Origin of the sequence: Paraburkholderia acidipaludis NBRC 101816 (assembly GCF_000684975.1) — a bacterium.
In the GTDB taxonomy this organism is placed as follows: domain Bacteria; phylum Pseudomonadota; class Gammaproteobacteria; order Burkholderiales; family Burkholderiaceae; genus Paraburkholderia; species Paraburkholderia acidipaludis.
Map to the genome: position 1 here is coordinate 183,823 of NZ_BAXZ01000006.1, position 23,811 is coordinate 207,633.

30 protein-coding genes are annotated in these 23,811 nt (G+C 62.2%); 9 read left to right on the forward strand and 21 right to left on the reverse strand.

Annotation, left to right across the window (positions count from 1 at the left end; genetic code table 11):
• The 6 genes from BAC01S_RS33765 to BAC01S_RS09655 all read left to right on the forward strand — a co-directional run bounded on the left by BAC01S_RS33765 (window position 1) and on the right by BAC01S_RS09655 (window position 4,848).
• Window positions 1-123 (forward strand): GpE family phage tail protein, encoded by a 123-nt coding sequence (locus BAC01S_RS33765; protein WP_027794576.1) that lies wholly within the window; start codon window positions 1-3, stop codon window positions 121-123.
• The gene (locus BAC01S_RS09635) at window positions 116-2,722 is read left to right on the forward strand and encodes a phage tail tape measure protein (RefSeq protein WP_027794577.1); all 2,607 of its coding nucleotides are present in this window, start codon (window positions 116-118) and stop codon (window positions 2,720-2,722) included. Before BAC01S_RS33765 ends, BAC01S_RS09635 begins: the two co-directional genes overlap by 8 nt.
• Before the next feature lie 19 nt (window positions 2,723-2,741).
• The gene (locus BAC01S_RS09640; RefSeq protein WP_027794578.1) at window positions 2,742-3,158 is read left to right on the forward strand and encodes a phage tail protein; all 417 of its coding nucleotides are present in this window, start codon (window positions 2,742-2,744) and stop codon (window positions 3,156-3,158) included.
• On the forward strand, window positions 3,155-4,219 hold the full coding sequence (locus tag BAC01S_RS30815) for a phage late control D family protein (protein WP_043201720.1): 1,065 nt from the start codon (window positions 3,155-3,157) through the stop codon (window positions 4,217-4,219). The genes BAC01S_RS09640 and BAC01S_RS30815 overlap by 4 nt, the downstream gene beginning before the upstream one ends.
• Before the next feature lie 61 nt (window positions 4,220-4,280).
• On the forward strand, window positions 4,281-4,535 hold the full coding sequence (locus BAC01S_RS09650) for a type II toxin-antitoxin system RelE family toxin (RefSeq protein WP_027794579.1): 255 nt from the start codon (window positions 4,281-4,283) through the stop codon (window positions 4,533-4,535).
• On the forward strand, window positions 4,519-4,848 hold the full coding sequence (locus tag BAC01S_RS09655) for a helix-turn-helix domain-containing protein (RefSeq protein ID WP_027794580.1): 330 nt from the start codon (window positions 4,519-4,521) through the stop codon (window positions 4,846-4,848). The genes BAC01S_RS09650 and BAC01S_RS09655 overlap by 17 nt, the downstream gene beginning before the upstream one ends.
• A gap of 34 nt (window positions 4,849-4,882) precedes the next feature.
• Here the strand turns inward: BAC01S_RS09655 and BAC01S_RS34535 are convergent, their stop codons facing one another.
• A complete protein-coding gene (locus BAC01S_RS34535) occupies window positions 4,883-5,239 on the reverse strand; it encodes a hypothetical protein (RefSeq protein WP_156954366.1) in 357 nt (118 codons plus the stop codon).
• Window positions 5,240-5,369: 130 nt separating this feature from the next.
• On the opposite strand from BAC01S_RS34535, the gene BAC01S_RS33770 reads away from it, so the two are divergent.
• Window positions 5,370-5,723, forward strand: coding sequence for an NUDIX hydrolase (locus BAC01S_RS33770; protein WP_156954367.1), 354 nt, complete (start codon window positions 5,370-5,372; stop codon window positions 5,721-5,723).
• A gap of 13 nt (window positions 5,724-5,736) precedes the next feature.
• On the forward strand, window positions 5,737-6,009 hold the full coding sequence (locus tag BAC01S_RS09665) for a hypothetical protein (RefSeq protein WP_027794581.1): 273 nt from the start codon (window positions 5,737-5,739) through the stop codon (window positions 6,007-6,009).
• 9 nt (window positions 6,010-6,018) lie between these two features.
• Here the strand turns inward: BAC01S_RS09665 and BAC01S_RS09670 are convergent, their stop codons facing one another.
• From BAC01S_RS09670 to BAC01S_RS09715, 11 genes are all read right to left on the reverse strand, one after another.
• Complete coding sequence (locus BAC01S_RS09670; RefSeq protein WP_027794582.1) at window positions 6,019-6,540, reverse strand: hypothetical protein; 522 nt, start codon at window positions 6,538-6,540, stop codon at window positions 6,019-6,021.
• Between the two features lie 444 nt (window positions 6,541-6,984).
• Window positions 6,985-7,122 (reverse strand): hypothetical protein, encoded by a 138-nt coding sequence (locus tag BAC01S_RS34540; protein WP_156954368.1) that lies wholly within the window; start codon window positions 7,120-7,122, stop codon window positions 6,985-6,987.
• Complete coding sequence (locus tag BAC01S_RS09680) at window positions 7,109-7,891, reverse strand: rolling circle replication-associated protein (RefSeq protein ID WP_027794583.1); 783 nt, start codon at window positions 7,889-7,891, stop codon at window positions 7,109-7,111. Before BAC01S_RS09680 ends, BAC01S_RS34540 begins: the two co-directional genes overlap by 14 nt.
• Before the next feature lie 796 nt (window positions 7,892-8,687).
• Window positions 8,688-10,106, reverse strand: a complete 1,419-nt coding sequence (locus BAC01S_RS09685; protein WP_027794584.1) for a type II secretion system protein GspD — start codon at window positions 10,104-10,106, stop codon at window positions 8,688-8,690.
• Entirely contained in the window at window positions 10,103-11,020 is a 918-nt protein-coding gene (locus tag BAC01S_RS09690; protein WP_027794585.1) for a zonular occludens toxin domain-containing protein, read from the reverse strand. Before BAC01S_RS09690 ends, BAC01S_RS09685 begins: the two co-directional genes overlap by 4 nt.
• A gap of 3 nt (window positions 11,021-11,023) precedes the next feature.
• Window positions 11,024-11,305 (reverse strand): DUF2523 domain-containing protein, encoded by a 282-nt coding sequence (locus tag BAC01S_RS09695; RefSeq protein ID WP_027794586.1) that lies wholly within the window; start codon window positions 11,303-11,305, stop codon window positions 11,024-11,026.
• On the reverse strand, window positions 11,302-12,765 hold the full coding sequence (locus BAC01S_RS35925) for a virulence factor TspB C-terminal domain-related protein (protein WP_156954369.1): 1,464 nt from the start codon (window positions 12,763-12,765) through the stop codon (window positions 11,302-11,304). The genes BAC01S_RS09695 and BAC01S_RS35925 overlap by 4 nt, the downstream gene beginning before the upstream one ends.
• An 85-nt stretch (window positions 12,766-12,850) precedes the next feature.
• The gene (locus BAC01S_RS30820) at window positions 12,851-13,228 is read right to left on the reverse strand and encodes a hypothetical protein (protein WP_156954370.1); all 378 of its coding nucleotides are present in this window, start codon (window positions 13,226-13,228) and stop codon (window positions 12,851-12,853) included.
• A 71-nt stretch (window positions 13,229-13,299) separates the two neighbouring features.
• Entirely contained in the window at window positions 13,300-13,530 is a 231-nt protein-coding gene (locus tag BAC01S_RS09705) for a major capsid protein (RefSeq protein WP_084168441.1), read from the reverse strand.
• Between the two features lie 10 nt (window positions 13,531-13,540).
• Window positions 13,541-13,747 carry a hypothetical protein gene (locus tag BAC01S_RS09710; RefSeq protein WP_027794589.1) on the reverse strand — a complete coding sequence of 69 codons (207 nt, stop codon included), beginning with the start codon at window positions 13,745-13,747 and terminating at the stop codon, window positions 13,541-13,543.
• 4 nt (window positions 13,748-13,751) lie between these two features.
• The gene (locus BAC01S_RS09715; RefSeq protein ID WP_027794590.1) at window positions 13,752-14,060 is read right to left on the reverse strand and encodes a hypothetical protein; all 309 of its coding nucleotides are present in this window, start codon (window positions 14,058-14,060) and stop codon (window positions 13,752-13,754) included.
• A gap of 477 nt (window positions 14,061-14,537) precedes the next feature.
• On the opposite strand from BAC01S_RS09715, the gene BAC01S_RS09720 reads away from it, so the two are divergent.
• A complete protein-coding gene (locus tag BAC01S_RS09720) occupies window positions 14,538-14,834 on the forward strand; it encodes a helix-turn-helix domain-containing protein (RefSeq protein WP_027794591.1) in 297 nt (98 codons plus the stop codon).
• 141 nt (window positions 14,835-14,975) lie between these two features.
• Here the strand turns inward: BAC01S_RS09720 and BAC01S_RS30825 are convergent, their stop codons facing one another.
• The 9 genes from BAC01S_RS30825 to BAC01S_RS09765 all read right to left on the reverse strand — a co-directional run bounded on the left by BAC01S_RS30825 (window position 14,976) and on the right by BAC01S_RS09765 (window position 23,794).
• Window positions 14,976-15,578, reverse strand: a complete 603-nt coding sequence (locus BAC01S_RS30825; RefSeq protein ID WP_043201725.1) for a GFA family protein — start codon at window positions 15,576-15,578, stop codon at window positions 14,976-14,978.
• A gap of 93 nt (window positions 15,579-15,671) precedes the next feature.
• Window positions 15,672-16,454, reverse strand: a complete 783-nt coding sequence (locus BAC01S_RS09730; protein WP_027794592.1) for an SDR family NAD(P)-dependent oxidoreductase — start codon at window positions 16,452-16,454, stop codon at window positions 15,672-15,674.
• Between the two features lie 48 nt (window positions 16,455-16,502).
• Complete coding sequence (locus BAC01S_RS09735) at window positions 16,503-16,955, reverse strand: MaoC family dehydratase (RefSeq protein WP_027794593.1); 453 nt, start codon at window positions 16,953-16,955, stop codon at window positions 16,503-16,505.
• Between the two features lie 95 nt (window positions 16,956-17,050).
• A complete protein-coding gene (locus BAC01S_RS09740; RefSeq protein ID WP_027794594.1) occupies window positions 17,051-17,770 on the reverse strand; it encodes an ABC transporter ATP-binding protein in 720 nt (239 codons plus the stop codon).
• Complete coding sequence (locus BAC01S_RS09745) at window positions 17,770-18,537, reverse strand: ABC transporter ATP-binding protein (protein ID WP_027794595.1); 768 nt, start codon at window positions 18,535-18,537, stop codon at window positions 17,770-17,772. Before BAC01S_RS09745 ends, BAC01S_RS09740 begins: the two co-directional genes overlap by 1 nt.
• Window positions 18,534-19,844 carry a branched-chain amino acid ABC transporter permease gene (locus tag BAC01S_RS09750; protein WP_027794596.1) on the reverse strand — a complete coding sequence of 437 codons (1,311 nt, stop codon included), beginning with the start codon at window positions 19,842-19,844 and terminating at the stop codon, window positions 18,534-18,536. The genes BAC01S_RS09745 and BAC01S_RS09750 overlap by 4 nt, the downstream gene beginning before the upstream one ends.
• 3 nt (window positions 19,845-19,847) lie before the next feature.
• Complete coding sequence (locus BAC01S_RS09755; RefSeq protein WP_027794597.1) at window positions 19,848-20,795, reverse strand: branched-chain amino acid ABC transporter permease; 948 nt, start codon at window positions 20,793-20,795, stop codon at window positions 19,848-19,850.
• A gap of 41 nt (window positions 20,796-20,836) precedes the next feature.
• Window positions 20,837-22,081 carry a branched-chain amino acid ABC transporter substrate-binding protein gene (locus tag BAC01S_RS09760; RefSeq protein ID WP_027794598.1) on the reverse strand — a complete coding sequence of 415 codons (1,245 nt, stop codon included), beginning with the start codon at window positions 22,079-22,081 and terminating at the stop codon, window positions 20,837-20,839.
• A gap of 156 nt (window positions 22,082-22,237) precedes the next feature.
• Window positions 22,238-23,794, reverse strand: a complete 1,557-nt coding sequence (locus BAC01S_RS09765) for a class I adenylate-forming enzyme family protein (RefSeq protein ID WP_027794599.1) — start codon at window positions 23,792-23,794, stop codon at window positions 22,238-22,240.
• Between the last annotated feature and the right edge of the window lie 17 nt (window positions 23,795-23,811).

Consider the following 23,811-nt stretch of genomic DNA (forward strand, 5'->3'; position numbering starts at 1 on the left):
ATGGCCGATATCGCGACGGTTTTCGGATGGGAACCGCCGCTGATGGACAGTTTCGGCCTGGCTGAACTGATGGACTGGCGCGAGCGTGCGCGCGTGCGAAGCGGAACCGGAAACGATGGATAACGCCCTGAAACTTCGCGTCATGTTCGACGCGATCGACAACCTGACGAAGCCCCTGAAAAACATACTCGCCGGTAACAAGGGGCTCGCCGGCTCGCTCAAGGAAACGCGGCGCGAGCTGGCCGAGATGGGCAAGACGCAGAAGACCGTCGGCGAGTTCCGCGAGGTGCGCAAGGGGCTCGCCGCGACCGCCACGCAGCTCAACGCGGCACGGGGCCGCGTGGGCGAGCTGGCCGCCTCGATGCGCTCGACCTCGAACCCGTCGCGCCAGATGGCGGCCGGGTTCGAGAAGGCGAAGCAGGCGGCCGCGCGCCTCACCACCGAACACGAGCGGCAATCGACCCGCGTGCGCGAGCTGCGCGATCAACTCGCGGCCGCCGGCGTGAACACGCGCAACCTGTCGCAGCACGAGCGCGACCTGCGCGGCAACATCGCGGCCACGACGGCAACCATGAAAGACCAGATGGCGAAGCTCGAGGCGATCGGCGATCGCGAGAAACGCGTCGCGGCCGCGCGCAGGAGCATGGAGAAAATGCAGGGCGTCGCCGCCGGGATGGCCGTGGGCGGCTACGCTGCGCGCTCGACCGGCACTCACATTTTCGGCGACCTGCGCGAATCGCTCGACGAGTCGAAGGAGTTCGAGCGCGAGGCGATGCGTATCAAGGCGCTCGGCCTCGGCGATCACGCGTCGGCCGATGCCGTGAAGTACGCCCGCGCGATGAAACAGTACGGCGTCGCGACGACCGACAACGTGCTCATGATGCGCGACGCCCTGAGCATCTTCGCCGACGAGCATCACGCGCAAATGGTGATGCCGACGCTCTCGAAAATGAAGTTCGCCAACGATTCGATGTATGGCGCCGAGGACGCCCACGCGAACGAAGAAAAGTTCATGAACATGCTGAAAGTGATCGAGCTGCGCGGCGGCACGAAAAACGAAGCGACGTTCAAGGACGAGGCGAACATGGTGCAGAAAGTCATCACGGCGACCGGCGGCCGTGTCGGCGGCGACCAGTGGCGCGATTTCATCCAGACGGGCGGCGTCGCGGCCAAGCAGATGCGCAAGGATGCCTTTTACTACCAGATGGAGCCGCTTATTCAGGAGATGGGCGGCCACGCCGTAGGCACGGGCCTGATGTCGGCCTACAGCAACGCATACCAGGGCAAAACCACGGTACGGGCCGCGAAACAGATGATGGCGCTCGGCCTGCTCGATCCGAAGATGGTCGAATACACGAAGATCGGCACGATCAGGCAGGTCAAACCGGGCGCGCTCGCCGGTGGCGACCAGCTCAAGGCCTCGCCGCTCGAATGGCTCGAAAAGGTGCTGCTGCCGAAGCTCGCGGCCAAGGGCATCACCGACCCGGACAAGGTAAAGGACATGATCTCGACGATCTTTACCAACCGGACGGCCGCGAACCTGTTCACGACGATGTACATGCAGCGTGACCAGATTCACAAAAACGAGCGCCTGAATGCCGGCGCCGATGGCATCGACGCAGCGGCCGCGAAGGGCGAACAGCTCACGCAGGGTCGCGAGATTGCCGCGCTGACGCAGCTCCGTGACCTCAAGCTCGAAATCGGCGAGAAGATATCACCGCTCTACAACGCGGCACTGCAGGCAACGGCGGCCGCAACCTCGAAGGTCGTCGGGTTCATGAGGGAGCACGGCACGGCCGCGAAAGTGATGCTCACGGCACTCGCCGCGCTCGCTGCGATCCTCGTTGTCATCGGCACACTGACCATTGCGCTCGCCGGCATCCTCGGCCCGATGGCCGTCGTTAAATTCAGCATGCAGACGCTCGGCATGCAGGGCGGTTTGCTCGCGCGCGGCCTCGGCCTCGGCGCGAGCGCATTCCGCATGTTCGGCACCGCGGCGATGTTCGCCGGCCGCGCGATGCTCATGAACCCGATCGGCCTTGCGATCACCGCGGCCGTCGCAGTCATCGCCGGCGGCGCGTACCTGATTTACACGTATTGGGACCAGATTCGCGCCGGCGCCTCGTGGGCGTGGGATGGCATTCGCGGCGCATTCGCGGGCGGGATGGCATGGTTTGCCGCGCTGCCGGCGCAGTTCGCCGAATTCGGCACGCACCTGATTTCGGGGCTCGTGAACGGCATCACGAACGGCCTCGGCACGGTCAAGGATGCGATTGTCAACGTCGCCAGCTCGACGGTCGGATGGTTCAAGGAAAAGCTTGGCATTCACAGCCCGAGCCGGGTTTTCGCCGAGCTGGGCGGGTTCGTCGCGCAGGGCGCGGCAATCGGCATGGAGGGCGAGCAGGGGCGCGTCGCCAGGGCCGCCGTCGCTATGGCGACTGTCGCGACGACCGCTTTCGGCGCACCGGCGTTCGCCACCGGCGCGAGCGCCGCGACGGTCCCGCTCGTGCGCCCGACCGTACCGATCGACTCCCGCCCGCCTGTCGTCGCTTCGCCGGCGGGGCGGGCGGCCGGCGCGAGCGGCGCGGCGGCGCCCATCATCAACATTTACCCGCAGGCCGGCGCCGATCCGCAGGCGATCGCGCGCGCCGTCGCGGCCGAGCTGGACCGCCGCGAGCGCGCGCAGCGTTCTCGCCGGGTTTCCAGCCTGTCCGATCATTGAACCAGGAGGAAAGCGGCTCATGATGATGGCCCTCGACCAATTCGTTTTCAGTCTCGCCACCGCGCCTTTCCGCGAGCTGCAGCGTCGCCGTAACTGGAAGCACCGGACCAGCTCACGCGTGGGCACCCGTGACGCGAGCCAGTACACCGGCCCCGGTGACGACTCGATCACCCTCAATGGAACCGTCGCGCAGGGCGAGTCGATCGGCTCGCGCGCTTCGCTCAAGCAGCTCGCCGACATGGGCGACACGGGCGACGCCTGGGTGCTCGTCGACGGCACAGGCAACGTGTACGGCGCCTATGTCATCGAAGGCCTCGACGAAACGCAGACGTACCACACGGCCGAAGGCGTCGCGCGCAAGATCGAATTCACGCTGACCCTCAAGCGCGTCGACGATGACGCGCTCTCTGCCGTCAACGAGCGGGCCGTGAAATGACGGATATTGACCACTCGCGCGCCGGCCGCTCGCAGCCGCAGGCCGACTACCGCGTGACGCTCGACGGTCGTGATCTGTCGGGCGCAATGGCGCCGTACCTCATCAGCCTGTCACTTTCCGAATCGCGCGCCGACGAAGCCGACACGCTCGACATTGTTCTCGACGACTCGAAAAACACGTTTGCGATTCCGAAGCGCGGCGCCGATATCAAGGTTGCGCTCGGATGGGTAGGCGAGCCCCTTGTGGACAAGGGAACATTCACGGTTGACGAAGTGGAGCATAGCGGGGCGCCCGATATCATCACGATCCGCGCGCGGTCGGCCTCGATGACCGATGCTATGCACGAGCGGCGGGAACAGAGCTGGCACGCGCAGACGCTCGGCGCGATCGTCGACGCGATCGCCGGCCGGCACGCTCTCAAGCCGGCCGTCGCCGATGCGCTTGCACAGATTGCGATCGCCCATATCGACCAGACGCACGAGAGCGACATGTCGTTTCTGACGCGACTCGCGCGCCGGTACGATGCCGTGATGAATGTGAAAGACCTGCGCCTTCTGTTCACGCCGATCGGCACCGGCAAGACGGTGAGCGGCAAGGCGTTGGATGTGCTGAATATCACGCGCAAAAGCGGCGACCAGCACCGTTACCACGTCTCACAGCGCGAGAGTTATGCGGCCGTGCGTGCCCATTACCATTCGAACGGGCAGGGCAAGCGCAAATCTGTCGTCGTGGGCGGCGACAACAATCACAACGTCAAGGTATTGCCCGAGGACTACCCGAGCGAAGCCGAAGCACGCGCTGCGGCCGAAGCGGAGTTCGCGCGCACGCAGCGCAGCCAGGCCACGCTCGACTACACGCTCGCGCGCGGGCAGGCGGAAGTATTCCCCGAGCTGCCCGTGACGGTTTCCGGCTTCAAACCCGAGATCGATGAAACGCCCTGGCTCGTAAAGAAGGCGACGCATACGCTAGGCGATGGCGGGTTCACAACCGCGCTCGAGCTCGAAGTGCGCGACGACCCGACGACAGACCGGCACCGGTCGCATTTCCGGCGGCCGGCCTGAACCTTATAAAAAGCTGGCCTCATCGGTTGCAATAACTTATATTTTGCTTATAATTTGGCCGATGAACAAGATCAACTGGAGCCCAAAGGCCGCGAAGCAGGCGCGCAAGCTCGACCGCCCCGTGCGACTGCAGATTCTTGATGCCGTAGAAGGTCTGGCCACAATGCCTAATGTTTCGAACGTGAAGGCGCTCATCAACCACGAATACGGCTACCGGTTGAGGGTAGGGAACTATCGGATCCTGTTCGATTGGGATGGGGCAATCAAGATCGTCGACATTCAGGAAGTGAGGAAACGCGATGAACGCACCTACTAACATTCAAACGATCATGGGACCGGACGGCAAGCCGGCCTTTGTCGTCATCCCGTATGCGGACTATGTGGCGCAGCACGCGCGCGACAGCGACCTGATCCCGCATGATGTCGTGCGCCGGACGCTGGCCGACGATGTGCCGCCGGCGCGGGCATGGCGCGAACACCTTGGGCTGACCCAGGCTGAAATCGCGGCACGCCTTGGCGTGAGCCAATCGGCTTACGCGCAGCAGGAAGCAAGTGCGCGTCTGCGGAAATCGTCGCGTGAAAAGATTGCGGCAGCGCTTGGCATCACGGCCGCGCAACTAGATTTCTGACGACGGCCGCCCGCAAGATAGCGTTCGCCGGCTGTCATCGTTTGCGGTTGCCGGACGGTAAGTCCGCGGAGGACCGCGACTTGATGCGTGAGCGCGTGCAGCTTTCGGCGACGTGTTTGGCGGTGCGGGTGGCGATTTCCTGTAGCCCCGGCTCGATGTGGCGCGGCCAGTAGAGCAGGTGATGAAACCAAAGGCAGGCGCGACGTCGCCCGCACAACCATTTGACTGAGAACCCCTCGACAGGGAAGGTATCAAGCGAGCGGTAGCCGATCGCACAGACGCCAATACTCAGCCATGCCAGGGCGAGGACAAGTGTAGGGACGGAAAGCAAGCAAGCCACCGCGAAGCCTCCGATGGGTAGCCATATGTTGCATGAGGACCGGGTTTTCATCTGTGTTCTCTCCCTGAACTGCAGACGCCCAGCAATGACATCGGATAGGGGGCGGCCGAAGGCTTAAGTCCTGTGCCAACGAATCATGCCTGATTAAAGAATAGGGCGCCGAATTGAAACAGGGAACGAGATGAGAGAAAGGGCGACCATCGTGTGCTTTCAACGCGACAAGGTGCTGCTTGTCGCACGGGGGCGATCGCGTTGGTCCTTGCCGGGTGGTACGATCAAGCGTTCAGAATCGCCGCTTGAGGCCGCCTACCGGGAACTTGCGGAAGAGACCACAATTGCCGGTCATGCACTGGCCTATCTGTTCCAGTTCGGCGGGATCAACAAGCGCCATCATGTATTTTTCGCCGAACTCCCGCGAGACACGAGACCAGAACCACAAAACGAGATCGTGCAATGTCGCTGGTTTAAACCTGCGAAAATCTTGACGCTCGCGGCAAGCGTGCCGACGCACGAAATCGTTCGACTGTTGAAATGAATCAAGCCCCGAGATGATGCGCAGTTACGAATACCACGGCTATACGCTTGAAGTCGCTACCGAAACGGAATTCAAGACGCGGGCGCCCCAACCCCGGCCGACCGATTCGGGATTCGTCGCGGTAGTGAGAATATTTCGGGCGGGAGCGACAGTTGCCGCATTTTCGCCATTGCGATTCGGTGAGGTCGCCGGCCGTCCATTCGCCACCGAGTCCGATGCGCTGATGGGCGGGTACAGCGCGGCGCGCAAGATCGTCGACGACCTCTTTGGTTCCGATGCCAATTAGCCTGCTGGTTTAGGCCTTGTGGTAAGCGGGTGGTCCCAGGTCGCGCCAGAGGCGGCCGGATCGCCAAGCCTTTGGCAACTCGACGGCGAGCACTCGCCAGCGAGCCAGCACGTCGGCAAATGAGCCTTCGTGTTTCGCGCGGCGGATTTTTTCGACGACTCGCCATCCCCGGACATATTGCTCGAAGCTGCGCTGACTCGACAGGTAATGCGGAGCGTGGACGCCGACCCACGCCAGCATTTCCGCCGGCGGCACGTCAGGCGCATCGGGATCGGGCTCGATGTTGGCGGCGACGCCGGTTTCGTCGAGCTCAGGCTGTGTCTGGGCTTGGGAGGATGCCGCGGCCGCCTCGCGCACGAGCAAACGCATCAGCTCGATTCGGTGCCACGGGATCGGCGAACGACCGGCGAGATAATTCCGGACGGTTCGCGTGCAGCAGCGGAGAACATCGGCGATACGCGCGATTGACAGGCCGTTTGAGAGCGCGAGGAAATCGGACAACTCGCCGTGACGGGGTGCTACAGCATTCATGGGCAGTGCAGTTGAGGCTAACTGTTAAATTTTTGTAAGTATTATTACAAACAGTTAACTTCTAGCTGTCGAAAGCGCTACGGCTTGTTCGAACTAGCCCCTACGATTTTACATAAGATAAATTATCAACCGTTTTGATCGGTGATAAGAAAAACGAAAGGTTGAGTGCTCACTTCGCAATTCGCAACGAAAAGCCGCATTCAAGCGGCTTTTTTTTCGACCGCCGCCAGACACTGGCGAGCCGCCGAGGTGACCAAGATGACTCCAACCACCAGAAAAATACTGACGCGCCACAACTGCGCGTCACCGAGAGAATTTGCATACTACGCCGCCCGATACCCCATGCGGCACCTGAAACAGATGCTCAACCGCAGCGAACGCACGATCCGCGACTGGCTGGCCGGTAACAAGGTCATCCCGCCCTGGGCCGTGGCCGTGCTCCGGCTACAGGCACTCGAGTACGAACTTCGGCTCGACCAGATGGGCCACGAGCGCCCGCAGCACGAGCTCGAGGTGATCGACCCACGCCAGACGCCCGCAGCCAACGACAGCCGCTACGAGGAAGCCGCTACGCAGCCTCACGCGTCGATAGCCAGAACACGCCCAGCTCCTGCCGCCAGAACACCTGGCACCGGTCAAGCGGCGCACCGACACGCCGCGCAGCGTCAAACGCGATTTTCAGGGCGACCGCCGGGTCATCGCTCAGAATGCGATCGATCGGCATACGCTCCGGCACGACCACGCCACGGCTCGTCCAGTACCGCTTTTCGTTCAACTGGTGCGCCGCGAAGTCTTTCGTTATGTACTTCGCCAGATAGCCCGCGAGCTTGTGCCGCAGCCCCTTCTCACGGAACGGATTGCGCACGTGGATATTGCCGTTATCCGCGCCGACGATGCTTTGCCAGATCGACCGCAGCACCCGGTAGTTCTGACGGCCACGCACGGCCACATGAAGATGCCACGCGCCGCGCTGCTGCTGCTCAGCCACCGCCACGTAGTGAAAGTCGCCGAGCCGTGACAGCCGCCGTCTGAGCGCATCGAAGTCGCGTTTCAGGCGCGCCTTGTCCTGCATGTTCTCACGGTAAGTGAGCGTGATCATGCGATCACAGCCGATAGCCTTGCACCGCAAACGCACCTGCTGCTTTGCGCGCTTCGCCGCGTCCATCAGGTTGTCTTCGCTGTTCTCCGACTCGCCACGTTTCGCCCTGGGCATCAGGCCAAGGCGCTGCGCACCCATGTAGCGGTCAAAGCGCGTCGCCGTGATCTCGACCTGGCCGTCGCCGAAGTTGCGCCCGCGCACCACCCACTCACGCCGGAACGCTGAAAAATCCCCTACAATGTCACTCGGCATTGCAAGCACCCCTTGTAATGCTGCTGCGTTGACCCCGGTTGCTGCAAACAACCGGGGTTTCTTTTTTTGTAGCTCGACCTCGCCACCCAACCCATTCAAACCAGAGTGTCACTGCCCGCAAAGCCTTGTCTGTGCTGGCTGTACGTTAAGTGTCCCTGATTCAAGTTTAGGCGCGCTTCGCGCGCCGGCCGCTGCGGCGCAAGCGCTCGCGTGCGGCCCGCGCGCGCCTGCCATACTTTCCCCCTACCCACCACCGGCCAGCCCTCCACAGACGCCCTACGCGAGCCGCAACGCCATTCACACGCCCACCAAAAGCGGCTTTGCAGTGAGGGGTTGCCGCGCTCACGGCCCGCGTCTGCGTTACGCCGCCGCGCCGTTACCCGCTACTCGGCCCGGCAGGCCGCGCCAAGCCGCGCGACAACCGCCACGACTACCGCAGACACGCCGCAGCCGTACCAGCAGCGCCGATCACCGGCCGGACACTCCCGACGCTAGACGCCCAATGCAAAGGGCATCTTTAAAACGAACTGCTAGAATCAGCGACGACCAAATCAAACCCGGGAACAACATGGGCATCGAAGACCGTGACTGGTATCGGGATCAACACCGCAAACCAGCACAACAAACAGCGCAGAGACAACATAGGCCAAACCTTCTGGAATCAATCGCCACAGAAACCGACAGGCGAAGAAAATTCAGAGGCCCACTAGCGGCACTAGCCTGGATCGCCTTTGCAGCAGCGCTATACGCCGCGTTCACGTTCGCCGGTAAGCACTAGACACTGCCCACGCACGGCTCATAGCCCCTCCACGCGATCCACTTTCCGAACCTGCAACACCAGCAAGACCTCAGTTCGAGCCTTCGAACTGGACTTGCCGTCAAGGAAATGCGGCAACCAGCCTTCATGGCTCACCGCTGCCGCAGTCGAATCCTGCATCAGCCCGCCCAGGACGATCACCTCCCCATCCTTCATGCTCACGGTCGTCGTCATCTCACGCGTATTCTTGGTTGGGCTATTGTTAACGCCCGTGGTAGTCGCCACAAACGACGAAATCTGCTCATCGAGCTTGACCTGTATCGCGTCATCAAGAACAGTCGGCTGCACCTCGAAGATCACGCCCGCATCCTGATAATCGACCGATTGCACCGGTGTCCCACTGGCCCCCTGATAACTGACCGCCCCAAGCGTAGGAACCTGACTGCCGACATTCAGCTCCACCTTTTCGCCCGACAGCACACGCACGTTAGGATCACTGACCTCATGAAACCGTGAATCGCTCGACAGCGCACTGATCGCCAGCTTCAGATACGACGCGCCAAACGTCAGCGCATTAGGATCAACGTCCGTCGAACCGTTCGACACATTCAACACACCGCTCAGCAGCTTGCCCGCAATCTGGAACGCCGAATTCGTGCCCTGCGTGTCCGACACCTCATAGACCCACCCGCGCACCACAACCTCACCCGGAGGCGTATCCAGCTCAGGCAACACCTTCGCAATATCGTGTATCTCCCGAGGCTTGCCAAAAAACACCAGCTCGTCAGCCGACGAAACAGACGACGGCAAACCCACAGGACGCCCGACACCCGCCTCCTGCGCTACGCCAGAAACAGCAGCGCCCGACGCAACCAACGGACCCGCCAGAGCCGCGCCATCCGCCCCCGCCGCTTCCGGGGAACCCACGCCCTGCTCCTGCGTTGACATACGGCCAGCAAACAACGGCTGCACCAGCTTCGCCAGATACGCCGCACTGCGATACCTGGGCCGATAGACAAACGCGCGCCGCTCAGCTTCACTCCCGTCGAGCGCGTCTTTGCGACTCACGAAGTCAACACCATCCTTTGTCACGACCTTGAACCCAAGCGAGTCCAGAAACACCTTGACGAACTCCCGCAGCTCATCAGGCTTACCACGATACTGAAACGACACGACCCGCTGATCATTCAGTACATCTGAACTGATCACATGCGGCACCTGCATGGCGTCGTCATAGAGCAGATCGACTAACTGCCCGACGTTGACGAAACGCAGATCGAACGCCCCACCCTTGACACGCGGCAACGGGGCAAGCGGCAGCGACGGGGGAGAAACCGGAGCTGGCTCACCAGCACCCGAGGCCACGACCGGCAACGGCGGCAACGACGGCACCGCCTCCACCGCCGAAACAGACGACACGGCCAGCAGCGCCGAAAGACACACCAGCAACCGTTTCATTTGCCCGCCCCCTTCGGCTCAGCACGCTCGCTACCCCCCGTCCAGCCACCGACCCGCTCACCGTCAACCACACCCTCAACGCGCAGCGAATCACCCTTGAAACCATCACTCGCCACTGCCCGAAAGCGTCCCTCAGTATCCGCAAGCAAGACAAAGCCACGTTCACCCACCGCATACGTACCAGCAACCCGCCAAACCTTCGACGGAGCGGCCTTCGAATCCACAGCATCACCCCCCTTCACACCGCCACCCGCATCATGCGACGACGCCTTGCCAGCGCCTTTATCGCCAAACGTGTTCGGAAACGCTTCATGAAGGCCGCGCCAGCCGAAAAAAACAGCCGCCACCAGCGCCACCGGAATCATGTACAGCGCCTTCGGAATAACGGCCTTCTGCTTCGTATGAACCTCGGCCGACGTGTATAGCTTGAACACGCTTTTCGGATAACCCCACCGCGACTTGACCGCATCGCGAAAGCCAGCGTTCGGGTTATGGCAATGGTCCCACTCGTAAACCATCGCCTGCTTCAGACCGAACAACCGCCGCACATGAACGTGACGCCCAACCAGATCGCGAATCGTCTTGTGAAGCCGCTGCGGATGCTGTGTGATCAGAATGAAATCGACACCCTTGTGCCGATGAACGTGCAACTTCTCAATGTCCTCCCCCGGCTTCACACTGATCGACTGCGGCGGCCAGATGCGCTGCACTTCATCAACAACGATAATGTCGTTGCTTTCACAACGATTCCACCAGTCACGAACCCACAATTCATCAACCAGCTCATGATCCAGCGCCAGATCCTTTATCCCATCGACAACCAGCCGCCGACCCGCCTTCAGCTCCCGCTGTAAAAGCCACACCGCGTACAGCGTCTTGCCGCTGCCCGGTGTCCCCGTGATCAACGTGATCATCGTTTATTCCAGGAAGAATTTTTTAAGCACGCCAGCCACACCGGCCATCGCGATACGCGCGCTGATCGCGCCGCCGATATACGACATACCCTGAAACAGGCCCCCAAGCGCCATCACATTGAGCATGTCCGAGGGAATGCCCCCGACCGCAGACGTACACCAGCTCATGGCCTGGTTGACGGCCACATCAATACCCGAAACCGTCAACACGCCGACGCCCAGCGCCACCAATGCCTGCACGATAAGCGGCTGCACCAGCGCCAGCAGCCACGCTGCCCAGGTCATGACTTGAACCCTCCCACGACGATCAGCGCCGCCGCCAACGCACATACAGCCAGCACCACCGGCTCAACTCGACCCGCAAACGTACACATCGGCGAGTAATCAAACAACAACGAAGTGCCAAACACCTGTACCGTAATCGGTGACGGACACGTGCCAGACGCCGGACCTATCGACCACGGCGACATTGATACGGATACCGAACTTGACGGAATCACCCCCGATGCTGGAGGCGAACCCAACTGCGCGCACGCCGACGCCGTAGGATCAAGCTGACACAGATCTGGCGTCCCATCTGTGCCGCCGCCAGTCGTACCACTACTGCCCGTCGACGTACCCGTAGACGTACCACTCGGCGCAGTTACGGTAAACGGCGACGAACCGGTTGCCCCCGTCAAAGACCCCGCACCGGTCACCGCACTACCGATAGTCGGTGCAGACGACCCGAGCGAACTTTCCACATCGCTCGCCTGCGACGACGTTACCGGCGAGCTCGCCGGATAAGGCACACCCGAATAGCCACTCTGCTCCGAAGCTTGCTGCCAGAGCGCATTTGCCAACGCAGCCAGAATAGTCGGACTCAACAAATCGCCGTCATCACCTGCCGGTGTACTGGCGGCAGCAGACGACGCCGACCCGGTGACAGGCGTAGGCGGCGGCGGTGCATAAGGATCAGCCTGACACCCCGCCGTCGTCGCAATACCCGAATCGCAGCCAAAAGGCGACGCATAGGAGCGCGGCGAGACCGTAACCGGATGACTCGTCTGAGTACCGTTACTCGTCATAACCGCCGGGCAACTCATATCTCCACCGGAAACCGACGTGCATTGAGAATCGGAAGTGGCCGTAACCTGCCAGGACTCACTCAGCCCCGCTGCCACCGCCGACGCAGTCCAATACACCGTATAAGCAATCGCCGCCGCTAACGGCGTACTGCCGCCCGAATTGTTATCGCCCGCCGAATCCCCCCACCACTGCGTAGCACCAGCCACCAACGGACTGAATTGCTCACCAGTGGTAGAGCCAGTGGTTGACGACGCACCAGAAGCAGCAGACGCCCCGGCCGACGGAGAAACCGTCACCGTCCCATCACTATTGAACTGCCACAACTGCGAACCGCCACTACCCAACGGCACCGAATCAGACCCAAGAAACGCCGCCATACCCACAGCAGCAGCCACCGCAACCCACGGCAACGCCGCGACCGTCACACCAGCAGCCACCGCAGCCGTCCCAGCCGCAGCCGCAGCCTCACTGCTAATCGCTGCCAACGTCGCTTCGACAACCGCATCAGTCGCGCTATATCCCGCCGCCTCAAGCGTAGACTCGACCACCTCAGCAAGAGCCGCCCCCATCCCCGGAGCCGCCGCCGCCGCTTGCGCATACGCATGCTCACGCGGCGCCGTATACACGATTCCGAACAGCAGCACCGCAACCATCGGCACGAACACACGAAGTCGCATAGCCCCCCCCCTCACAAAAACAGGATCAAGCCCACCGCCCAACACGTCGCCACGACCGCAGCGACGCACTCATAAAACCAGACCATCACGCCTCCCCTTCGCCGCCGCTATCGACCAACCGCCGCAACACCCGAACACACCATGCCGCCGCCATCACCGACAGCACAGCCGCACCGATATCGAGCCCAACCTGCTCGCCACCCTCAACCGGCTGATCGTCCGCCAACGTCGAGACCTGCAACACCAGCCCGTTACCCGACGAATCACTGCCGCAGCTCACCGACTGGCCCGCCGCCTGCACGTAAGTCACGCCCGCGAGATTCTGCGGACCACACACCACACCCGAAAACTGCGCGCCCGAGGCCTGCGCAAAAACAACTGACGACAGCAGCGCAACCAGCAGCCCCACGACCAGCCGAATGAACCACGCCCACTCCCTCATTGCCTCACGCACCACAGCCACGATGCCCCCCCAAGAAAAAGGGCGATGCCCGACGCACACCGGACACCGCCCTAACACGACAGACGCAGCGATCAACGCCCGATGAAGCCCTTCAGCAGACGGAAGCCGAACACCACAGCCACCACCGCCAAGACCGCAGCGCCGACGTCCTGGACGTTCGTCGAGACGCCCGAAATCGACGCCACGATCGCCGAATCGTTGATCGACGCCCCCGACGCCTGGGCGAACGCACCGACCGAAGCCACCGCGAACGCCACGCCCACCGAACCAACCATCACCACCTTCTGCAACACCTTCTTCATAGCGAACCTCTCAGGAAACACGGCCCGTTGATTTGGAACCGTCCGCTTGGGCCAGCTTCGAACGATTCGACTTCGTTGGCGGATCGCGGCGCAACAGCGTGCGAGCCACATAGTTCAGTCCCTTGCAAATCAGATAAACCGTCAGCAGCACGTTCAGATACGCGAGCTGCGATGAAACCGGGTCTACCGCATACGACGACAGCCGCGCGAAATCCATGCCGTCACGCCCCCACACCCGCGCCCGGCTTCGCCTTCGCCACCGGCATGCCGAACGGCACCAGCGACACGACACGCGGCTCAAGCTTGCCGTCCATCGACCGGAAGAACGAGAACTCGGCCAGGTAGTCGCCAGGCGTCGAATCCTTCAACGTATCCGGCAGGTTGAGCGTGCCGACGAGCAGCGCCTTACCCTCGCTGTTCTCCTGCTCCAGAATGCATTGCGCTTCATGGATCGCCCAGGCGTTACCGGTCTTTTTCGCGATACCCGAACGGTGCGCAACATCGAGAATCGTCAGCTTTTGCTTGTTCATATCAATCACCTTTCCTTAGTAGTGCTATGCACACTGGATAAGCCCACCCGGGGCAAGAAAGAGCGGCAGACTAGCCACCGCCAAAAACGCCTAACGCGTTGAATGCTTCAAATCACTACAGGCACCACAACCGCCCGCACGGTCAACACCGCACCATTCACACAACTCCGCGACGACTGCGACCGGCACCGACTGATAGTCCCTACGACGCACATCAGCCGCGCGAACGACGACCGGCACCGACAGATGACCGTCGAACAGATCGGGCGTCACAACGTCAGCTGCGCACTTGGTCATAAACGCCTCAGATAGTTTCCGTGGAGCCGCTTCTGGCTGTAGCCCCGAACGGGCCGCCCCACTTCCACCGGTTTACCTTTTCGGTGACACTGGATAGACTGCGTAACAATGCAGTTACGCGTAACACGACTGTTACGCATGGTGCCTGTAACAGACCTGTTACGTCAATTGGAGATTTGTATGAACTATGACGAACTGATAGCGAAAGCCAGAAAGGGCCGATCTGTGAGCGCGATGGCGAGTGACCTAGGTCTCACGAAAATGACGCTGAACAGGTACGTCCATGGAACGCACGTCCCGGACTACCGAACCGCAGCCCTGATCGCTCGCGAAGCCAACGTCTCACTCGGCGAAGTCATGGCAGTGATGATCGCCAAAGAGGAGGAATTGAAAGGATTGAAGGATGTGTTCGCAACGGGTTTTCGCCTGCTCACTGATGCCGCGAGTCGCCTGCTAGCGCGCGTTTCCGCCGCCTGACAGGTGCGTCAGTGAGCACTTAACCCCCGATAAATTATCGAAGTTTTTCCTGTAGCAGCTATATCCTAATGTCCGGCTCTGGCTCATTAGAAATGTCCGATTCCTGCCCTGGTTGGCTCGCACGCTCGCGTGAGGCGTCCATCACTTGATGTCTTCATCCATCTTCGTGCTCATCGTCTTTCCGTCCATTATGACGTGAGCGGGTTTTCGCCGGGTCATTACAACCCGGCGTCTTTCCAGGCTTTCCGCTGGCCAATACTTCGTGCGATCGTAATAAACCGGCACCGCAGGCATCGACTCGGGCAGCACGACCCACGGTTGTTTCGACGCGGTAAAGATATGAATATCCGGCGGCAGCAGATCCGGATTGTCGAGCGTGCCAACCCGAACGAATGCGATGAGCAGCCCCGCACCGGCGTAATGACTCCAGAGGGCCACCGAGCACTTCGGGCAGCGCCCAATCTTCTGCCCGTGCCCGCTTTCGGAAGGCGTATCGATCCAGGCAAGCTCGCCGCTCAGCAGTTCGAGTCGGTCGCTTTCGATCATCGCGTTGAGCGCAAATGACGCCCCGGTCTCACGCTGGCACCAGCGGCAATGGCAGCAATGCACGAAAAGCGGTGAGGATAGCAAACGATAGCGAACGAACTTGCAGTCGCAACCGCCTTCGATGGGATAGTCAGGCGCACCAGTCACCGAAAATCTCCCTGTAGACACGGCGGCACCCCTATGGGCATCGAGTCCCATGCCGCTGGTCGTCAGTTTCGCACCCCTACCTTTCAAATCCGCTGCTGCAGGGATTTCAGCGCAACCGTCTCCACTCGCTTTCCCGCACCGGCCTCAGACCTTCATCCCCGGCAAATTCAGCGATGCGGTATTGCCGCCATCCACCGGCAGCGCCTGGCCGGTCACATAGCTTGCATCGTCGCTTGCGAGAAACGCGATGGCGGCGGCCACTTCCTCTGGGCGTCCCGGCCGCCGCAGTTCACAACGGTAGCCAAGCCGGTCTTCCTTGTTCTGCGCACGCGCCCGCTCGAACACCGGAGCCGTCATGCCGGTTTCGATCAGTCCGGGGCAGACGGCGTTGACGCGGATATGCCAGGGCGAAAGATCGCACGCGCTGGTCATCGTAAGGTTGATGACCGCCGCCTTCGAGGCGCTATAGGCATTCCCGCCCGCGCCCGAACGCACGCCGGCCACGGATGCGGTATTGACGATGGCGCCGCGGCTGCGCTCGATCATCGGGCGCGAGGCCCACTTGGTGAAATGCACGACACCCATCAGATTGACGGCGAGGATCTGTTGCCAGACGTCGGTGTTGGTCTCGCTGACCGGCGAGTAGTCGCCGCCTGCGATACCCGCGTTGTTGCAGAGCACGTCGATCGCGCCGAACTGGTGCAGTACCTGATCGACGCAGCTCGCCACGTCGTCCTCGTGTGCGACGTCGAGGCCTGTGCACCAGACGCGTGCCCGCTCCATGCTGTCGGCCACGGTCGCGAGGGCGTCGGCATTGCGGTCGATCAGTGCGAGCGTCGCCCCTTCGTCGTAGAGCCGTCGGGCTGTCGCCCGGCCGATCCCGCTGGCCGCGCCGGTCACGATGGCTACCTTGTCCTTGAAACGCATAGCGCCTTCTCCATTTGGAATCCCGATCGTCTATGTCGCGTTGTTCGCTCAGGCATAGCGTCGCGACACCATCTCCGCGACGCAGACGGGCTTGGGCGAACCTTCGCACTCCACAGTGGCTTCAACCGTGAGTTGCGCCCCGTTCTCGAGCGGCGTGTATTCCAGCAGCCGACAAGCGGCCCGAATTCGGCTGCCGGCAGCAACAGGCGCCGGAAAGCGCACGCGGTTGAGCCCGTAGTTGACGCCCATGCGTATGTTGGACACCCCGAAGGCGCTGGCGCACAGGGCGGGCAGCAGGCTCAGGGTCAAAAATCCGTGAGCGACGGTCGTGCCATACGGGCCCGCTGCCGCGCGTTCCGGATCGGTGTGGATCCACTGATGGTCGTGTGTGACTTCGGCGAACAGGTCGATGCGCTGCTGGTCGATCGTCATCCACTGGCCCACGCCGAGCGCTTCGCCCACGCAGGCCTGGAGTTCGCTGAGTTGCTCGTAGACTTTCACGAATCGGCCTCCCGATAACAATAAGGAATCCTGCTCAATCTCCAGCGCATGCGCAGAAAAAAGACAACGGCCAGAGCGACGGCCTATGTTGTGCCTTACACCTCCAGCCATTCCTGCCGGACACGGGCATCGGCCTTGAGCTGCCGGGGCGTCCCTTCGAACACCATCTGCCCGTGGCCCATGACGTAGACGCGCTGCGAAATATCGAGCGCGATGGCCAGTTTCTGCTCGACGAGCAGCACCGAAATCCCGCGCGCCTTGAGCGTCTTGAGGTACTCGCCCACCTGCGCGACGACGAGAGGCGCCAGCCCTTCCGTTGGCTCGTCGATGATGATGAAATCCGGGTCGCCCATCAACGTGCGGCACAAGGTCAGCATCTGCTGCTCACCGCCGGACAACACACCCGCAGGCGTATCCGCCCGCTCCTTCAGGCGCGGGAACATCTGGTACATGTCGTCGAGCTGCCAGCGCGGCTTCTTTTGGGTCGGATTGCGCTTTTCGCCGAGCAGCAGGTTTTGCCGAACCGTCAGCGTGGGAAAAATATCGCGATTTTCCGGTACGTAGCCTATCCCCCGGTGCGCGACCTCGAAGGTCCGCAGCCCGCGCACGTCGTCGCCGCGTAGCAGAATTTGCCCCTCACACTTCACCAGCCCCATGATGGATTTGGCCAGCGTCGAGCGGCCCACGCCGTTGCGTCCAAGCAGCGCGACGATCTCGCCCTCACCCACCTGCATCTCGACACCGTGCAGGATATGGCTCTTGCCGTAGTACGCATGCAGGTCGCGCACTTCGATCATCGGAGTGGAGGGTCCCATCAATGTGCACCTGCGGGTTCGTCCAGCGTCGTGCCCAGATAGGCTTCCTTTACGCTGCGGTTGTTGCGGATGGCTTCCGGCGTGTCGGTGGCGATCACCTCGCCATAGACCAGCACAGAAATGCGGTCTGCGAGGCCGAAAACGACGCTCATGTCGTGCTCGACCATCACCAGTGTCTTGCCAATCGTGACCCGGTGTATCAGCTCGACCGCATGATCCGATTCCGAACGGCTCATGCCCGCCGTGGGTTCGTCCAGCAGGATGACTTCGGCGCCGCCGGCAATCGTGATGCCGATTTCGAGCGCGCGTTGCTCGGCATAGGTCAGCAGTCCGGCATGGGTGTCGCGCCGGCCCTGCAGGCCGATCAGTTCGAGCACCTCGTCGGCGCGCTCCCGCGCATCGCGTAGTTGTCCCAATCGATGCCAGAACGAATACCGGTAGCCGAGCGCCCACAGCACCGAGCAGCGCAAGTTCTCGAACACCGAAAGTCGGTGAAAGATGTTCGTCACCTGGAAGCTGCGCGACAAGCCCATGCGGTTGATCTTGTACGGCGGCAGCCCGCCGATATCGACACCGTTGAGCTTCACCGTCCCGGAGCTTGGCGAAAAGCGCCCCGAAATCAGGTTGAACGTCGTCGATTTGCCCGCGCCGTTGGGACCGATCAGCGCATGACGCTCACCCTTCGCGACGTCCAGATTGACGCCGCGAATGATCTCCGTGCGCCCGAACTTCTTGCGCACTTCACGTAACTCCAACGCGGCCGTCATGCGTTGCTCCCCGCGATTTCCCGTTGCACCTGATCCCACGCGTTGCTCACCCGTGCGGCCGCCGCCCGCCCGGCCAGTACGCCCAGCACCCACAGCACCGCCGCGACGGCCCAGGGTACCCACGAAGCGGCATCGAAGTTCAAGCCGGCGAGCGCCATGGCCGTGCCGTTGTCGCTATCGATCTGGATCTTGTAGACGAGTTCCACCGTCAGCACCAGCGCGCCGAGAACGATCAGCCCCGCGCCCAGCGCGGCCGCATAGGACGGCAGCATACGATGCAGCTTGCGTGCGGCGATCAGGGGCACCTGCTTCATGAGCAGGCTCGATACGCCGCCCGGCACATACATCACGATCAATACGAAGAACAGCCCCAGATAGAGCAGCCAGGCATGCGTGAGGTTGGACAGCGCAACCGCGAACAGCACGAACAGGATGGAGCCGATGATCGGCCCGAAGAAGAACGCCCCGCCGCCGATGAACGTTGCGAGCAGCACGCCGCCGGACTGTGCGGCGCCCACGTTCTCCGCCGTCACGATCTCGAAGTTGATCACCGAAAGGCCGCCCGCGATCCCGGCAAAGAACGCCGAAAGGATCATCACGAGGTAGCGCACGCGCTGCGTGCTGTAGCCGACGAATTCGGCACGCTCGGGGTTGTCGCGCACGGCGTTGGCCATGCGTCCGAGCGGCGTCTGCGTCCACGCGTACATCGCAATCATCGAAACGAGGCACCAGGCCGCGATCAGGTAGTAGACCTGGATTGCCGGACCATAAGTAATGCCAAGCACCGCATGGCCGACCGTGCGATTGGTCGGCACCCCGCCTTCCCCGCCGAAGAACCCGGGAAACATGAGCGAGCTGGCCGCCACCATTTCGCCGATGCCGAGCGTAATCATGGCGAACGTGGTGCCCGACTTGCGCGTGGTCACATAGCCGAACAGCACGCCGAACAGCATCCCGCCCAGGCCGCCGACAATCGGCAGCAGCGAAACCGGCAGCGGGAACTCTCCCGCACCGATCATGTTCAGCACATGGGCGGCAACGAACGCCCCGAGCCCCGAATACACCGCGTGTCCGAACGACAGCATGCCGGTCTGGCCTAGCAGCATGTTGTACGACAGCGCGAAGATGATCATGATGCCCATCTGCGAGAGCAGCGCCATCGCGAAGCCGCTGGAAAAGAGGAGCGGCATGACCAGCATCACGAGTATCGTAGCGCCCCAGATAACCCAGCGCAGCGAATGAGCGGGATGAAACAGCCGGCGGTGATGCGCCGTCGAACCGGCGCCGGCCTGAATGAGCGGTTTCATCGTTCAGCCCTCCCGCTTGCCGAGCAGACCGCGCGGTCGCAGGATCATCATGAGCACCATCAGCAGATAAGGCAGAATCGGCGCGACCTGCGACACCGGTATGCGCCACAGCGACGACAGGACCGTGCTGTCCGTCACCTTCATGCCAACCAGCGCAAATAGATCGGATAGCGAAGTATCCATCGTGACCGCGAATGTCTGCATGATGCCTATCAGGAGCGAGGCGATGAATGCGCCCGGCAGCGAGCCCATTCCGCCGACCACCGCAATCACGAACACAATGGTCCCCACCGACTCGGCCATCGACGGCGAAGTGACGAACGCATTGCCGCCGATCACGCCGGCCAGCCCGGCCAGCGCGCAGCCGCCGCTGAACACCAGCATGAAAACGCGCTGCACGTTATGGCCCAGCGCTTCGGCCATCTCCGGGTGCGTCAGCGACGCCTGAATAACGAGGCCAATGCGCGTGCGCGTCAACAGCAGATACAGCCCCACGAGCATCGAGATCGATACCAGCATCATGAAAGCCCGGTACTTCGGAAAGTCCGAGCTGAACACTTTGAACAGCGTGCCGTTGAGCTCGGGCGGTATGGCATACGGCACCGCCTCCAGCCCCCAGACCAGCTTGACGCCCTCCACGATCAGATACGACAGCCCGAAGGTAAACAGCAGCTCCGCCACGTGCCCGTATTTGTGCACCGTACGCAGACCGAAACGTTCGACGAGCGCGCCGACACAGGCGACAAACACCGGCGCCGCCACCAGCGCCGGCCAGAAGCCTATCTTGCTGGCGATGGTGAAGGCAAAGTACGCTCCGAGCATGTAGAAGCTGGCATGCGCGAAGTTGAGCACGCCCATCATGCTGAAGATCAGAGTCAGGCCCGACGAAAGCATGAACAGCAGCAGCCCGTAGCTGATGCCGTTCAAGAGAGAGATGGTCAGAAATTCCACTGCCCGATCATCCTTGTGAAGTTGCCCCGGCGGGAAAGCGTTTAGTTCGGCCGCTTCATCTGGCACGTGGTCGGCTGCGTTGCCGCGGTCGGTCCAAGCTGGACGTCGGTGCGCCAGCCATAGCCGGTATTCTCCTGGTCATACTTCACGTTCTTGCCGTCCACCTTCGTCCACGTGGCGATCACCAGCGATTGCTGCGCCTGGTGATCGGCGGCGCGCATCGTCACCGGACCGTTCATGCCGTCGACCGTCATCCCCTCGAGAGCCTTGGCAACCTTGACCGGATCGCTCGACTTCGTTTCCTTGATCGCCTTGCTCAACATCGTGATGGCGGTATAGGCCGTGGCGAGGTAGTAGTCGTCGTTGTACTTCTTCTTGTAGCCTTCGATGATCTGTCCGACCACCGGCGGGTTGTCCGCACTGTTCGGGCCGAACACGCCCACGTACTTGACGTGATCGGCGCCGGACGAGCCCATGGCGGTCGGCACGCCGGTCGTGCCGCCGTAATAGGTGTAGAAGTTGGCCGTCACGCCGGCGTCCTTACTGGCCTTGACGAGCAGCGCGAGATCGCTGCCCCAGTTACCCGTGATCACCGTGTCGGCGCCCGACGCCTTGATCTTGGTCGCGTAAGGCGAGAAGTCCTTCACGCGCGCAAGCGGATGAAAGTCGTCGCCGACGATCACGATATCGGGACGCTTGGCCTTCAGGTCCTCGCGCGCCACGCGCGAAACATCGTGGCCGAACGAGTAGTCCTGATTGATCAGATAGACCTTCTTGACGTCCTTGTCGCGCGCGAGGAATGTCGTCAGCGCATCCATCTTCATGTCCGCGTTCGCGTCGAAGCGGAAGTGCCAGTAGTCGCAGCGAGCGTTGGTCATGGACGGATCCACCGCGGCGTAATTCAGGTAAATGATTTCCTTGCCGGGATTGCGTTCGTTGTACTTCGCCACCGCATCTTCCAGCGCGATGCCCACCGACGAACCATTGCCCTGCACGATGTAGCGAATGCCCTGGTCGGCCGCCTGATTCAGCAACGTCAGGCTTTCCTGCGGCGAAAGCTTGTTGTCAAACCCGACCACTTCGAACTTCGTGCCGTCTGCCCAGTTATGTTCGTTGGCCCATTCGGCCGTGTATTGCCAGCTGTGCAGCTGATTCGTTCCCAGTGACGCCATCAAGCCGGACAGCGGATCGATAAAGGCGATCTTGACGGTCTCCGCGTTTGCGGCGCCAGACATCAACGCTGAACATACGGCCGTGCTGACCAACAACGAACGCAACATTCTCATCAATTGTCTCCTTGGTGTGGGCACCCTTTTATTGCGGGGGAAATTTCCGTCCGACCGTATTATTTTCGCTATATCAACACATTTCTATTGGTAACAACAGCGGTCTAGGGAAAGCACTGACGCAGCAGGCGCCGCGTCACGTTATCGAAGCGAATCCTATGCGAGCGCAGCCCCGAAGCGGTCGCGCAAGTCCCGCTTGAGCACCTTGCCGATCGCGCTGCGCGGCAACGCTTCGACCACCACCACCTGTGCGAGGCGCTGCATCTTGCCGAGCCGCTCGTTGGTCCAGGCCATGAGCGAGGGCGCGTCAGTCGCCGCGCCCTCGCGCAACGTGACGAAAGCCACCGGCGTCTCGCCCCAGCGCTCCGAAGCGACACCGACCACCGCCGCTTCGATCACGTCGGGATGCGCCCCGATCACCTGCTCGAGATCGCTCGGATAGATGTTGAAGCCGCCCGAGATGATCATGTCCTTCTTGCGGTCCATGAGAACGAGGAAGCCGTCTTCGTCGAAACGGCCGATGTCGCCGGTGCGGATGAAGCGCTGGCCTTCGCGGTCGTGCCACTCGGCCTCGGCCGTTTTGTCCGGCTGCCGGTAGTAGCCCGTCATCATCGTCGGCGAGCGCCCCACCACCTCGCCGATGCTGCCGCGCGGCAGCTCGTTGCCTTCGGCGTCGATCAGGCGCATTTCATGGCCGGGCATCGGCTGGCCGACGGTGTGCAGCTTGCCGGGGCTTTCGTCGGCCCGCAGCTCGCACGAAGCGCCGCCCTCCGTCATGCCGTAAAACTCGGTGAGCGTGCCGGGCCAGCGCCGCACCACTTCGGCCTTGAGATCCGCGGCAAACGGCGCGCTCGTGCACGACTTCGACTGGAAGCTCGAGAGATCGTAGCGGTCGAAATCCGGGTCGGCGAGCAGCCGGCGGTACTGCACCGGCACGAGCATCGTGTGCGTGGCGCGGTGACGCTGCGCGAGCTCCAGATAGTGCCGGGTATCGAACTTCGGCATCAGCACCACAGTGCCGCCTAGTCCTAGAGTCGGAAAGAAGCTCACGAGCGTGGTGTTCGAATAGAGCGGCGTGGCGGTCAGCGTCACGGCCTCGGGTCCGTAGCCGCGCGAAGTGCTGCGATGGGCGTAGGCGAAGCGCATGGCATGCGACTGCACGATGCCTTTCGGCGTGCCCGTCGTGCCCGACGAATAGATGATGTTGAACGCCCACTCCGGCTGGATCGCGACAGGCTGCGGCGTCGTACCCGCCGGCGCGAGCCACGTGTCGAATGCGTTGCCGCCTTCCTTCACGTCGAGGCGAATGGCGCGGACGGCGGGCAGCGCCGTTGCTGCCGCGAGCGCCGTTTCGACGGCTTCGTCGAGGAACAGGAGCCGCGCGCCGGCGTTCTCGATCATGCCCGCGAGGCTGTCCGCATGCGCCGTGGGCGAAAGCGGCGCAACGGCGGCACCGGCGCGCAGCGCGCCGATGAAGGCCGCCACATAGCGGATCGAGCCCGTCGCGCAAATGGCGACTACGTCGCGAGGCGCCACGCCGTCGCGCTGAAGCGCCGCCGCGCAGCGGTCGGCAAGCGCATCGAGGGCCGCGTAGCTCACGGTCTCGCCCTCGCAGACGAGCGCCGCGCGGTCGCCCTGGCTGCCGGCCCACTGGCGGATCTGGTCGGGCAGGCTGACGAATGACGGAAGAGCCGGATCGAAGGTTCCGCTCATGGAATTCGGATTCCTTT

What these genes read in the sequence shown, in the direction of transcription:
- BAC01S_RS33765 (WP_027794576.1), top strand. Translation starts at nt 1, where the DNA reads ATGGCCGATATCGCGACGGTTTTCGGATGGGAACCGCCGCTGATGGAC.
- BAC01S_RS09635 (WP_027794577.1), top strand. Translation starts at nt 116, where the DNA reads ATGGATAACGCCCTGAAACTTCGCGTCATGTTCGACGCGATCGACAAC.
- BAC01S_RS09640 (WP_027794578.1), top strand. Translation starts at nt 2,742, where the DNA reads ATGATGATGGCCCTCGACCAATTCGTTTTCAGTCTCGCCACCGCGCCT.
- BAC01S_RS30815 (WP_043201720.1), top strand. Translation starts at nt 3,155, where the DNA reads ATGACGGATATTGACCACTCGCGCGCCGGCCGCTCGCAGCCGCAGGCC.
- BAC01S_RS09650 (WP_027794579.1), top strand. Translation starts at nt 4,281, where the DNA reads ATGAACAAGATCAACTGGAGCCCAAAGGCCGCGAAGCAGGCGCGCAAG.
- BAC01S_RS09655 (WP_027794580.1), top strand. Translation starts at nt 4,519, where the DNA reads ATGAACGCACCTACTAACATTCAAACGATCATGGGACCGGACGGCAAG.
- BAC01S_RS34535 (WP_156954366.1), bottom strand. Translation starts at nt 5,239, where the DNA reads ATGAAAACCCGGTCCTCATGCAACATATGGCTACCCATCGGAGGCTTC.
- BAC01S_RS33770 (WP_156954367.1), top strand. Translation starts at nt 5,370, where the DNA reads ATGAGAGAAAGGGCGACCATCGTGTGCTTTCAACGCGACAAGGTGCTG.
- BAC01S_RS09665 (WP_027794581.1), top strand. Translation starts at nt 5,737, where the DNA reads ATGATGCGCAGTTACGAATACCACGGCTATACGCTTGAAGTCGCTACC.
- BAC01S_RS09670 (WP_027794582.1), bottom strand. Translation starts at nt 6,540, where the DNA reads ATGAATGCTGTAGCACCCCGTCACGGCGAGTTGTCCGATTTCCTCGCG.
- BAC01S_RS09680 (WP_027794583.1), bottom strand. Translation starts at nt 7,891, where the DNA reads ATGCCGAGTGACATTGTAGGGGATTTTTCAGCGTTCCGGCGTGAGTGG.
- BAC01S_RS09685 (WP_027794584.1), bottom strand. Translation starts at nt 10,106, where the DNA reads ATGAAACGGTTGCTGGTGTGTCTTTCGGCGCTGCTGGCCGTGTCGTCT.
- BAC01S_RS09690 (WP_027794585.1), bottom strand. Translation starts at nt 11,020, where the DNA reads ATGATCACGTTGATCACGGGGACACCGGGCAGCGGCAAGACGCTGTAC.
- BAC01S_RS09695 (WP_027794586.1), bottom strand. Translation starts at nt 11,305, where the DNA reads ATGACCTGGGCAGCGTGGCTGCTGGCGCTGGTGCAGCCGCTTATCGTG.
- BAC01S_RS35925 (WP_156954369.1), bottom strand. Translation starts at nt 12,765, where the DNA reads ATGCGACTTCGTGTGTTCGTGCCGATGGTTGCGGTGCTGCTGTTCGGA.
- BAC01S_RS09705 (WP_084168441.1), bottom strand. Translation starts at nt 13,530, where the DNA reads ATGAAGAAGGTGTTGCAGAAGGTGGTGATGGTTGGTTCGGTGGGCGTG.
- BAC01S_RS09710 (WP_027794589.1), bottom strand. Translation starts at nt 13,747, where the DNA reads ATGGATTTCGCGCGGCTGTCGTCGTATGCGGTAGACCCGGTTTCATCG.
- BAC01S_RS09715 (WP_027794590.1), bottom strand. Translation starts at nt 14,060, where the DNA reads ATGAACAAGCAAAAGCTGACGATTCTCGATGTTGCGCACCGTTCGGGT.
- BAC01S_RS09720 (WP_027794591.1), top strand. Translation starts at nt 14,538, where the DNA reads ATGAACTATGACGAACTGATAGCGAAAGCCAGAAAGGGCCGATCTGTG.
- BAC01S_RS30825 (WP_043201725.1), bottom strand. Translation starts at nt 15,578, where the DNA reads ATGGGACTCGATGCCCATAGGGGTGCCGCCGTGTCTACAGGGAGATTT.
- BAC01S_RS09730 (WP_027794592.1), bottom strand. Translation starts at nt 16,454, where the DNA reads ATGCGTTTCAAGGACAAGGTAGCCATCGTGACCGGCGCGGCCAGCGGG.
- BAC01S_RS09740 (WP_027794594.1), bottom strand. Translation starts at nt 17,770, where the DNA reads ATGGGACCCTCCACTCCGATGATCGAAGTGCGCGACCTGCATGCGTAC.
- BAC01S_RS09745 (WP_027794595.1), bottom strand. Translation starts at nt 18,537, where the DNA reads ATGACGGCCGCGTTGGAGTTACGTGAAGTGCGCAAGAAGTTCGGGCGC.
- BAC01S_RS09750 (WP_027794596.1), bottom strand. Translation starts at nt 19,844, where the DNA reads ATGAAACCGCTCATTCAGGCCGGCGCCGGTTCGACGGCGCATCACCGC.
- BAC01S_RS09760 (WP_027794598.1), bottom strand. Translation starts at nt 22,081, where the DNA reads ATGAGAATGTTGCGTTCGTTGTTGGTCAGCACGGCCGTATGTTCAGCG.
- BAC01S_RS09765 (WP_027794599.1), bottom strand. Translation starts at nt 23,794, where the DNA reads ATGAGCGGAACCTTCGATCCGGCTCTTCCGTCATTCGTCAGCCTGCCC.